The sequence below is a fragment of the Rhizobium metallidurans genome (assembly GCF_014196505.1).
Classification (GTDB): domain Bacteria; phylum Pseudomonadota; class Alphaproteobacteria; order Rhizobiales; family Rhizobiaceae; genus Rhizobium; species Rhizobium metallidurans.
This window is the reverse complement of the sequence record NZ_JACIDW010000043.1, coordinates 1-11,145: the sequence shown is the minus strand read 5'-3', so window position 1 is coordinate 11,145 and position 11,145 is coordinate 1. Positions and strand designations below refer to the sequence as shown.

The 11,145-nt window shown below is 63.2% G+C and carries 10 protein-coding genes; 1 reads left to right on the top strand and 9 read right to left on the bottom strand.

Features of this window, described 5'->3' with window-relative positions:
• Window positions 1-297: 297 nt before the first annotated feature.
• The 9 genes from GGQ67_RS24570 to GGQ67_RS24530 all read right to left on the bottom strand — a co-directional run bounded on the left by GGQ67_RS24570 (window position 298) and on the right by GGQ67_RS24530 (window position 10,809).
• The gene (locus tag GGQ67_RS24570; RefSeq protein WP_183902729.1) at window positions 298-3,402 is read right to left on the bottom strand and encodes an efflux RND transporter permease subunit; all 3,105 of its coding nucleotides are present in this window, start codon (window positions 3,400-3,402) and stop codon (window positions 298-300) included.
• Between the two features lie 39 nt (window positions 3,403-3,441).
• Window positions 3,442-4,665: an efflux RND transporter periplasmic adaptor subunit gene (locus GGQ67_RS24565; RefSeq protein ID WP_183902728.1), complete on the bottom strand. Its 1,224-nt coding sequence runs from the start codon at window positions 4,663-4,665 to the stop codon at window positions 3,442-3,444.
• A 133-nt stretch (window positions 4,666-4,798) separates the two neighbouring features.
• Window positions 4,799-5,395, bottom strand: a complete 597-nt coding sequence (locus tag GGQ67_RS24560; RefSeq protein WP_183902727.1) for a TetR family transcriptional regulator — start codon at window positions 5,393-5,395, stop codon at window positions 4,799-4,801.
• A 104-nt stretch (window positions 5,396-5,499) separates the two neighbouring features.
• Window positions 5,500-6,444: a phosphoribosylaminoimidazolesuccinocarboxamide synthase gene (locus GGQ67_RS24555; RefSeq protein WP_183902726.1), complete on the bottom strand. Its 945-nt coding sequence runs from the start codon at window positions 6,442-6,444 to the stop codon at window positions 5,500-5,502.
• Window positions 6,445-6,535: 91 nt separating this feature from the next.
• Window positions 6,536-8,281 carry an SLC13 family permease gene (locus tag GGQ67_RS24550; RefSeq protein WP_183902725.1) on the bottom strand — a complete coding sequence of 582 codons (1,746 nt, stop codon included), beginning with the start codon at window positions 8,279-8,281 and terminating at the stop codon, window positions 6,536-6,538.
• A 99-nt stretch (window positions 8,282-8,380) separates the two neighbouring features.
• Entirely contained in the window at window positions 8,381-9,085 is a 705-nt protein-coding gene (locus GGQ67_RS24545) for a phosphoribosyltransferase (protein WP_183902724.1), read from the bottom strand.
• A 4-nt stretch (window positions 9,086-9,089) separates the two neighbouring features.
• The gene (locus tag GGQ67_RS24540) at window positions 9,090-9,896 is read right to left on the bottom strand and encodes a pseudouridine synthase (RefSeq protein ID WP_183902723.1); all 807 of its coding nucleotides are present in this window, start codon (window positions 9,894-9,896) and stop codon (window positions 9,090-9,092) included.
• A 220-nt stretch (window positions 9,897-10,116) separates the two neighbouring features.
• Entirely contained in the window at window positions 10,117-10,323 is a 207-nt protein-coding gene (locus GGQ67_RS24535) for a hypothetical protein (RefSeq protein ID WP_183902722.1), read from the bottom strand.
• Window positions 10,324-10,464: 141 nt separating this feature from the next.
• Window positions 10,465-10,809, bottom strand: a complete 345-nt coding sequence (locus GGQ67_RS24530) for a hypothetical protein (protein WP_183902721.1) — start codon at window positions 10,807-10,809, stop codon at window positions 10,465-10,467.
• Between the two features lie 102 nt (window positions 10,810-10,911).
• Between GGQ67_RS24530 and GGQ67_RS25170 the strand changes: the two genes are divergently transcribed.
• Window positions 10,912-11,145 (top strand): hypothetical protein (locus GGQ67_RS25170; protein ID WP_210279788.1); only part of this gene is annotated, 234 nt, incomplete at its 3' end.

The following is an 11,145-nucleotide window of genomic DNA, read 5'->3' as shown; positions in this document are numbered from 1 at the left end:
ACGTCGCCATCGGACTTGGCCGCGCCCTCATTGAACTTCGCCGGAAGAGGCATCTCCGGGGGAACATGGTCCGGGCCACTCACACAGCCCGTGAGCAATAGCAAAAATGCCGGAGCGGCAAAACGAAAAGACGCCATTAACTATCTTCCTGTAACTCGACCAAAAAATTCATTCATGTCAGAAGCGATCATGCTTCACCATCGGCCGCGCTTCGCTCAAACGAGAAACACCATCCCGAAGCAGTCCGCGGCAATGTACCAATGAGTCTCACTTTATCACAGTGCAGATATGTCACACTCATACCTCATTTTTTTGACGTCGCGAGAAGACGCGGCGGATAACCACAAAGAATGAAGGCACGAAGAAAATGCCGAGCGCGGTGGCAAACAGCATGCCGCCGAGCACGCCGATACCGATAGCATTCTGCGCCGCGGAGCCCGCACCGGTTGCGATGGCCAGCGGCACGACGCCGAGGATGAAGGCCAGCGAGGTCATGATGATCGGGCGCAGACGCAGCCTCGCGGCCTCGAGCGTCGCCTCGATGATCCCCAGCCCGGCTTCCATTCGATCCTTGGCGAATTCGACGATCAGGATGGCGTTCTTCGCCGCGAGCCCGATCGTCGTCAATAATCCGACCTTGAAGTAGACGTCGTTTGCCTGGCCGAAGAGCGTTGCCGCCACCAGCGCGCCGAGCACGCCGACCGGAACGGCCATGATGACCGAGAACGGGATCGACCAGCTTTCGTAGAGTGCCGCGAGGCACAGGAAGACGACGAGAATAGAGATCGCGTAGAGCAGCGGGGCCTGCGAGCCCGACAGGCGCTCCTGATAGGAGATGCCCTGCCAGGCGACGGTGTAGCCGCCGCCGAGCTGCGCGGTCATCTCTTCCATCGCGTTCATGGCGTCGCCGGAGCTGACGCCCGGCGCGGACGCGCCGTCGAGCGGGATGGCGCTCACCGCGTTGAAGCGGGCGAGCGTCGGAGCGCCCTTGACCCATTCGGTGCTGGTGAAGGCGGAGAAGGGCACCATCTCGCCATTGGTGTTGCGGGCATACCAGCGGTCGAGGTCGTTGGGCTGCATGCGGAAGGCCGCATCGCCCTGGACGTAGACCGGCTTGATCTCGCCGTTCAGCGTGAAGTCGTTGACGTCGCGACCGGTGAAGATGACCGACAGCATCGCATTGACCGCCGAGATGTCGACACCCATGGCGCCGATCTTCTCCTGGTCGATGACGATCTTCATCTGCGGCTCGACTTCCTTGTTGTTGCTGCGCAACGCCACGACCTTGCCACTGGTATTGGCCATGCCGATCAGTCGCTTGGAAGCAGCGTCGAGCGCTTCGGTGCCGTTGCCGCCGGTATCGACCAGATACATGGAGAAACCGCTGGATACGCCGAGGCCCTGGATGGCCGGCGGCAGCAGCGCGAAGACCTGGGCTTCGCGGATCTGCGAGAAGGCGCCGAGCGCACGCGTGGCGACGGACTGGGCATGCAGGTTGACGTCCGTGCGTTCCGCGAAGTCCTTGAGCTTGGTGAAGACGATCGCGCTGTTCTGGCCGGATCCGTTGAAGCCGAAGCCGAGCGCACCGAAGACGGACTGCACGGCGTCCTTTTCGTTTTCACGATAGTATTTCTCGACCTTTTCGACGACGGCCTGGGTCTGCTGCGTCGTCGAGCCCGGAGGCGTGGTGACGATGGTCAGAAGCACGCCCTGGTCTTCCTGCGGCAGGAAGGAGGTGGGCAGGCGGTTGAAGAAATAGGCGCAGCCGACACCGATCAGCACGAAGACGATCATCACGCGCCACGGCCGCTTCAAGAGGTAGCCGATGGAGCGGACATAGCCGTTGGTGGAGCGCGTGAAGTTGCGGTTGAACCACTCGCCGGCACGGTTCTTCTTCTGGTCATGCACCGGCTTCAGCATCGTGGCGCAGAGCGCCGGGGTGAGCACGATGGCGACGAGCGCCGAGAGCAGCATCGCCGAAACGATGGTGATCGAGAACTGGCGGTAGATGATGCCGGTCGAGCCGCCGAAGAAGGCCATCGGAATGAAGACCGCCGTCAGAACAAGCGCGATGCCGACGATGGCGCCGGTGATCTCGCCCATCGATTTCTCGGTGGCCTCCATCGGCGACAGCTTCTCCTCGGTCATGATGCGCTCGACGTTCTCGACCACGACGATGGCGTCGTCGACGAGCAGGCCGATGGCGAGCACCATGGCGAACATGGTCAAGGTGTTGATCGAATACCCTGTCGCGGCAAGGATGCCGAAGGTTCCCAACAGCACCACGGGGACCGCGATGGTCGGAATGAGCGTCGCCCTGAAATTCTGCAAAAAGACGAGGAGGACGACGAAGACGAGCACGATCGCTTCGACCAGCGTGCGCACGACCTTTTCGATCGACAGCTGCACGAAGGGCGTCGTGTCGTACGGGTAGGTGATTTCCACGCCCTCGGGCAGGCCCGTGGAGATCGTGTCCAGCGCGGCGCGGACACGGCCGGCGGTGTCGATGGCGTTGGCGCCGATCGCGAGGTTGACGGCGAAGCCGCTCGATGGCTGGGCATTGTAGCGGGAGGAGCCGCCATAGCTTTCCTGGCCGATCTCGATGCGCGCGACGTCGCTGAGGCGTACCGTCGATCCGTCCTTCTCGACCTTCAGGATGATGTGCTCGAAGTCGGAAACGGTGGTCAGCTGGCTCTGCGCGGTGATGGTGACGTTGATCTGCTGGCCGTCGACGGAGGGCTGTGCGCCGAGCGAACCCACGGATACCTGGGTGTTCTGCGCCTCGATCGCCGAGGTCACATCGCCCGTCGTCAGCTGGTACTTGACCAGCTTGTAGGGGTCGAGCCAGACGCGCATGGCGTAGCCGGAGCCGAAGATATTGACGCTGCCGACGCCTTCCAGGCGCTGTACCTGCTTTTCGATCGAGTTCGACAGGATGTTGCCGAGATCGACGGAATTGCGCTTGCCGTCGGTGGATACCAGGGCGCCGACGAGCAGGATACTCGAGGTCGACCGGGTGACGCTGATGCCGGCGTCGATGACGTCACCCGGCAGCTTCGATTGCACCAGCTGCAGCTTGTTCTGCACCTGCACCTGGGCGATGTCGGGATCGGCCGTCGTGCCGAAGGTCAGCGAGATGCTGGCCGAACCGGTCGACGAGGTCGAGGTCATGTAGGTGAGGTCGTCGAGGCCGGTCATGCCGTCCTCGATGATCGTCGTCACCGATTTCTCCACCGTTTCGGCGCTGGCGCCGGGATAGGTGGCGTTGATGCGCACCGTGGTGGGCGCGATATCAGGGTACTGCGAGATGGACAGCGTGAAGATCGCCAGCACGCCCGCAAGCATGATCGAGATCGCTATGACCCACGCAAAGATCGGGCGTCGGATGAAAAACTTGGCCATTGGCTAATTCCTGTACGGCTCGGATCAATGATCGACGCGTTACTTCGCGGCGGGCTGCTGCGCGTCGCCGCCGGCGGCGGGAGGCGCCACGGGCACGACGATACCCTTGTCATTGATCTTCATCTCGGTCGGCTTGACCGGCATGCCGGCGGTGATCGACTGCAGGCCGGAGACAATCAGCTGATCGCCGTCCTTGATGCCTTCGGTCACCAGCCATGCGTTGTTGGAGGGCGATGCATTTTCGAAGGTGCGGTTTTCGACCTTGCCATCAGCCGACACGAACTGCGCCGAAAGCTCGCCATTAGCGTTGCGGCTGGTCGCGAGCTGGGGAAGGGCGAAACCGCTTTCCGAGCCGAGTTCCAGCGTCGCGCGGACATACATGCCGGGCAGGATGATGCGGTCGGGGTTGGGGAAGCGGACGCGGATGGTGAAGGTGCCTGTCGTCTCGCTGACGACGGACTTCGACATGTCGAGCGTCCCCTTCTCACCGTATTCCTTGCCGTTTTCGAGGATCAGCCGGAACGCGTCGTTGCCGCCCGTGCCCTTGATCTCGCCGGCGGCGATGGCGCTGCGCAGACGCAGCAGGTTGGTGCTCGATTCCGTCAGCAGGATATAGGCCGGGTCGATCTGGCGGACGGTGGTCAGCGCCGTGGTCTGGTTCGCGGCCACGACGTTGCCGACATTGTAGGCCGTCTGGTCGATGATGCCGTCGAAGGGAGCGATGATCTTGGTGTGGTTGAGGTCGATTTCGGCCGCCGCAAGGGCTGCCTTCGCCGATTCAACCTCGGCCTGCGCCTGCAGGAGGTTGGTCTTGGCGGTTTCAAATTCGATCTGCGTGGCGCCGGAGCCGACCAGGCGCTGATAACGGTCGAAGTTGCTCTGCGCGCTCGGCACGCTGGCTTCGGCCTTGGCGATGGTGGCGCGCGCCTGGGCGACCGCGGCCAAATAGGGGGCGTCCTCGATCTGGTAGAGGACGTCGCCCTTCTTCACCTCGCCGCCTTCGCGGAAGGTGATCTCGCGGATGATGCCGCTGACCTGCGGGCGGATGTCGGCGGTCTGGAAGGCCTCGGCGCGGCCGGGAAGGATGGTGGTGATCGGGAAGTCGCCCTTCTTCAGCGTGATCACGCCGACGGCAGCCGCCTGCTGCTGCGCCCCGGCAGCGCCGGCGCCGCCAGCGGCGGGTGTCTTGCCGCTGTCGCTGCAGGCGGCGAGCACGCCGCCGATCGCGAGAGCGGAGGAAACGAGGAGAAAGCGACGTATCATGTTCAATTCCCTATGCGCGGGCTCGCGGATCGAAGCCTGCCGGGGATGCCACACGACAAACGATCCGGAGTCAAATGCCTCTGATCCGAATTAACAAAGCCTTTAGAAAGTGACGTAAGTTATGAATCGTCACTTAGCAAGCGCTATTTTGCAGTGCGGTATCGGCGAAATCGACGATCTGCCTTGCTCTCTCGACAAGGGTCTCCTTGTCGTCCTTGACGATGAGAACCGGGTGCAGCACGCCCGCAAGCACGTCGGAGACGGTAATTGCGGCTCGCGCCGGGTCCGCGCAGTGATAGCGGCCTTCCGCGACACCCTCGCGAATGATGGCCTCCAGCTTCTGGATCACCTTTTCGCGATATCGTCGTCCGGCCTCGATCTTGGCGTCGATGCTGACGAGGACCATTTCGAAGATGTAGGGGTTTTTCTGGATATCCTCGAGATGGCTGTCGAGGAGCCTGAGCACGAAACGGAGCAACTGTTCGCGCGGCGGCAGGTCTTCGGCGACGAAGCGGTCGGCGACATCGCTGAGGTGCCGCTCGGCAATCGCGTCGACCAGCGCGGTCTTGGAATGAAAATGCTTGAAGACGTTGGCCGGCGACATGCCGAGCGCGGCGGCGATGTCGGCGATGGAGACGGCGACGAAGCCGCGCTGGCGAAACAGCTGCTCGGCCATCGACAGGATATCTTCGCGGGTCTCTTCGGCCTTGCGCCTTGGCCTTCGTGCCATGAGTTCTCCAGCCGGTTGCGTCCGGCATCGCTGTTTTTCAGAACCTAACGCGACATTGAAAGGGCCTGCAAGCCATAGCCGCAGGCCTCCATGCGATCGAGCGCTTACGGGAAGTAGCGTGACAGGTTCCGGCGCACGCGCTCCACCGGGGTCGCGCCGCTGTCGTCGGGCACGAACGCCTGCGCGGTGATCGCCTCATAGGCCTTTATATAGACGGCCGAGGTCTGTTCGATGAGATCGGTCGGGATCTCGGGGATCTCGTCCTTGTAGGGGTCGCAGCGCTCGGCCACCCAGGCGCGCACGAAATCCTTGTCGAAGCTTGCCGGGCGCGTGCCGGCCTCGAAGCTCGCCTGGTAGCTGTCGGCCAGCCAGTAGCGGCTGCTGTCGGGGGTATGGATTTCGTCGGCGAGAATGATGGTGCCGTTTTCGTCGGTGCCGAACTCGTACTTGGTGTCGACGAGGATGAGGCCGCGCTTGGCCGCCATTTCCTGGCCGCGGGCAAAGAGCGCGAGCGCGTATCTGGACAGCGTATCCCACTGCGCCTGTGTCAGCAGCCCATTGTCGACGATCTGCGCGGGTGTCAGCGGTTCGTCATGGCCGCCGTCGAATTCCTTGCTTGTCGGCGTGATGACCGGCTCGGGAAGCTTCTCATTGTCGCGCATTCCGTCCGGCAGGCGCATGCCGTACATCTCGCGCTCGCCCTTCTTGTAGAGCGTGAGGATCGAGGTGCCGGTGGTTCCGGCCAGATAGCCGCGCACGACGACCTCGACCGGCAGGATGTCGAGGCGCTTGCCGACGACGACGTTCGGATCGGGATAGGCGATGACGTGGTTGGGGCAGATATCCTTGGTCGCCTCGAACCAGTAGCGCGCCGTCTGGGTGAGGACCTGGCCCTTGTAGGGGATGCAGGTCAGGATCCGGTCAAACGCGCTCAGCCTGTCGGTGCTGATGATGATGCGGCTGCCATCGGGAAGGTCGTAATTTTCGCGTACCTTGCCACGGTAGTAATTCGGCAGTTCCGGGAAATGGGCTTCTGAGAGGATACGCACGGGCTTGACCGTCCTTGTCGGTTAACGGGATCAGTTCATCGGGGTTGTCCCTGCTCTAGTTCCATTGCCGGCGATGTCAAGCAAGCGGGGCTCAAACCCAGAAGACATATAGAAGCAGCAGGCTCAAAAAGTAGCTCAGCACGGTGACCGGCAGGCCGGCGCGGATGAAATCGGAAAAGCGATAGCTGCCGATGCCCATGGCGAGCGTGTTGTTGTGATGGCCGAAGGGCGTGAGGAAATCGAGCGAGGCGCCAAGGGCGACGGCCAGCAGATAGGCTTGCGGCTGGTGCTCACCCGCTGCGGCGAATTCGATGGCGATGGGGCTGAGAATGATGGCGACCGTGGCGTTGTTGATGAACGGCGTCAGCGCAATGGCGAGAAACAGCACCACGGCGATGCCCGCCAGCGGCTGCGCCACGGGAAGGATCGTGCCGAGCGCCGATGCGATGACCTCGGCGGTCCCCGACGTGCCGACGGCCGAGCCGATCGGGATCATCGCGGCGAGGATGATGATGACGGGCCAGTTCAGGTCGGCCATCGCCTGGCGGATGTTCAGGTAGTTCAACAGCGCCAGCACGAGGACGACGCCGGCGAGCGCGATGTCGGGCCGCAACACCGTCGTCGCGGCGATGCCGCAGGCAAAGATCGCGAAGGGTTGCCAGCTGAGCGAGACGGACGGCGGGACGGGCGGGGAGGCGAGCGGCAGACATTCGCATTCCTCGAGCGCCTCGGCGATCGCGGCGCGGTCGCCCTCGAGCACGAGAACGTCGCCGATCGACAGCTGCAGATCCTCGAAGCGTCCCTCGATGCGGGGAGAGCGCATGGATAGCGCGCTGATCGCGATATTTCTGGTGGAAAAGACCTCGAGCGAACGCAGGCGCGAGCCGACCAGCGTGCTCTCCGGCATGACGACGGCTTCGACGCGGCTTGCCTCGGCCTGCCAATGACCGGCTTGCCAGTGATCGGTCTGCAGCGCCCCGGATGCGGCGAGGTCGGCAAGGACCGCGTCGTCGGCTTCGGCCAGCAGCAGATCGCCGGCCTCGACGATTGAGCGATCGGCGGAGCCAAAGACGAAGGCGCCATTGCGCAGCAGCGCATGCGGCTTGAGCGCGAAGTGGACGGGAAGGTCGGCGAGGTTCTGCCCGATGAGGGGCGAGCCGGCCGGTACGCGCCGTTCGGCCACCATGCGGCGTCGCGGCGTTTCGGGCGCCGCCTTGTCGTCATCGCCATCCCTGGGGAAGAGAAGCGGCGCCAGCATGGATGTCATGAGGATGCCGGCGATGGCGACCGGCAGGCCGACATAGGCGAAATCGAACAGGCGAAAGCCCTGGCCGGTCGCCGCCACAAGCGCGTTGCTGACGAGCAGGTTGGCGGGCGTGCCGATCAGCGATACGAGGCCGCCGAAAAGGGCGGCGAACGAGATCGGCATGATCAGCTGCCGCTTGGGGATGGCGGTCACGGAGCTGATGCGCAACGCCACCGGCAGCGAAATGGAGAAGGCGCCGATATTGTTCATGAAGATGGAGATGAAGCCGGTCACGCCGGACAGTATGGCGATGACGCCGGTGCCGCGCATGCCGCGGCCGGCAAGTGCCGTCGACACCCTGTCGAAGAAGCGGGTGCGGGCAAGCACCTGCACCACCAGCAGGATCTCGACGACGGTGATGACGACGGGGCTGGCGAAACCGGAAAAGACTGCTTCCGTTGGATAGAGCCCGAGCGCATAGCCGGCAAGCAGTCCCGCTATCGCGACGACCTCTACCCTGAAACGGTCGATCAGGAACAGAACCAGCATCGCGATCAAGAGGATCAGCAGCCATGCTTGTTCTGGGGTCATCAGGTCTTCCGGATTGATACGCTTATGGGGAATGTAGCGGTTCGCGACGCGCTGTATAGAGGGCCGGTCGTAAAGCGCGCTCCATATGGTCGCGGCGGCTCAGATCCTGGGCGCGCGCCATGTGCCGCGTTCGGTCCGGTCGAGCATCGGGGTCGCGAAGACGGCGAAGGTGCGCTCCAGCCATCGCGGCCCGGCCTCGTCAAGCGCGGTGCGCCAGCGCTCGGATTGCAGCATGGCGGCGCCGATCGCCAGGGGTTCGATCGAACAGGCCGACAGCAGCTCGAGGCCCGAGACGATCGAGGTGCCGCTTGAAATCACATCGTCGATCAGCGCGACGCGCCTGTTTTCGAGCAGAGGCAGCATGCGCGGGTCGATATAGAGGCGCTTCTGCTGGTTGGGGGTCGTGATCGACGACAGCGGGACGGAGAGTTCGTCGCGGTACCAGAATTTTCTCGAGGTGCCGAGCGGCACATATCTGGTGTGCCCGAGTTTTTGCGCCACGGCCGAGGCGAGCGTCAGCCCGAGCGTCGGCAGCCCGACGATGACCTCGATATCGAGGGCTCTCAGTCTGTCCGCGAGCTGCGCGGCCAGCGCGTCCACCACCTCGAAGCTCGCCTGGTTGATGATGAGCGAGGCGAGCGCATGGTGGCCATCGGCAAGCGGGCGGAGCGGCAGCCTGAGCTGGCGACCATCGGGCAGCGTCGCGACATAGAAGGATGTGAAGTCGTCGCCGACCGCGAAGGTGCCCGGCGCGTGCAGCTCCTGCCAGAAATCGTGCGGGGCGAGGGCGGCGCTGTCTGTCATGATGTCATCTGGTCCGTTTGGTGGTTTCCATGCCGGCGCGGCGGCGCAGCGCCTTGAGCTCGGCCTCGGTCAGCGCCCGCACGGCGCCTTTCGGCAGATCGCCGAGCTTCAGATCGCCGATCGCCACGCGCACCAGCCGCAGGCATTCGGTGCCGAGCGCCTCCAGCATGCGACGGATCTGGCGGTTGCGGCCCTCGTCGAGCTCGACCTCGATCCAGGAATTGCGCTCGCCTTGTCTTAGAAGCGTCGCCGCTGTCGCCTTCAGCAGCTCGCCGTCGTGGCGAACGCCATAGGCCATCTCGGCCAGCATGTCGGGCTCCATGACGCGATCGACCTGGACGTGATAGGTCTTGGTGACATGGGTGACCGGGTCGAGCAGGGCCTGGGCGAAAACCGTGTCATTGGTGAAGAGAAGCAGGCCCTCGCTTGCCTTGTCCAACCTTCCGACGGGCGACAGATGTGGTGTGTCGACATCCTTCAGGCAATCGAACACCGTCGGGCGGCCTTCCGGATCGTGGCGCGTGGTCACCAGCCCGCGCGGCTTGTTGAGCATCAGATAGGTCATCGGCTCGGCGGCGACATCGCTGCCATCGACCGCGATCGTCGCCGACGAGAGGTCGATCCAGGCGGCGCTGTCGAGTACGGTACGGCCGTTGACGGTCACGCGTCCGTCGGCGATCAGCTTTTCAGCCTGGGTTCGGGAGCAGTAGCCGAGCTTGGACAATGCGCGGGGCAGGGTCACCCGCTTGCTCTCGGCGGCGCCCGGTTTCGTACGGCCGTTCTGCCTTTGCGGTGCGCGCCGCTCTCTCAATCGCCCGTTCCTCTCCTGCTCGGTCAACCGCGTTTCTGGCATGAACGGTGAGGGGATGCCAGACGCGGGGTCGCAAAACGCGGGGATAAGATGAAGGGGAGGGGCGCCGGCGGACGGTGAAAAAGAAGAGGCGGCGCCATGGGCGCCGCCTGTCTTTGCCGCATTCATATGTCTTTCCCACATCTATATGAAACGAACGGATCGCGATGGCGACCGCTCCTCAGTGACGCGCCATGAAACCCGCAAGCTGCTCGCGGTTCATGGTGACGCCGGCAGCCGCCTTGGCGGGGTCCGGATGGGTATAGGATGCGCTGGGCATTTCAGGAAGTTCGAGAGCCTGTCGCATGTTCATGATACCGACCGCCAGACGGCCCTGCGCTCCGTCCACGGTGACTTCGACGATGCAGTTCGATCCCTTGGCAATCATCAGCAGTCCTCCCTCGTTCTTTATAGTCTCCATTACTGGCCCGAAAAATGGGTTTTTCTAAGACCAAAGTAGTACGGGCCGGATGATACTTCGGATCATCCGGCCCGTAAACAAATTAGATAAATCTAATGTTAACGAATGCTACCGCCACCACTGCTGACGCTGCGGGGCAGCCTGGGCGGCGCCGCTCAGCAGATAGCCGGCGAGAAAGCCGAGCGCGCCGGCGAGCGCCAGCGCCGTGGTGGTTGCGGCGGGATGCTCGCGCGCGGCGTCGGCCGCGGCCACGCTTTCGGCCTTGATCTGGGCAACGGCGGTCTTGGCGCGGGGCGCCACTTCTTCATAGGCCTTGCCGGCGCGGTCGCGCACTTCGTAATAGGCCTCCGCGCCCTGGGCCGAGATCATCTTCTGCAGACGGGCGACCTCCTGCTGCAGGGCGCTGATGTCCTTGCTAACGGCGGATCTCACATCATCTGTATTGGAAGCCATCGGGCTGTCTCCTTTGTTGCTGACGATAGAAACACGTCTAGAAACACATGGGAGAGGGGTTCGGTTCCGAAAATCGGGCGTTTCATGTGTGGATAATGGCTCGTGGGCGATGCCGGGCGGTGGATTGGCCTGGTGTTCGGGATGTCGCTGAGCGGGCTCGAAACGGCTCCGCGACGCGCCCCTGAAATTCCCTCAGCCAAAACAACATGTTATAAAACTGTCAAAAAACTTTGCGTGTGGTTGTTGACTTGTTTGGGTTTGGGGCCTTATAAGCCGCTTCACGGAACGAGGGCGGCGGCGCTGCTGGCGACGGTGACTTTCGCTCTGGATTTCTTT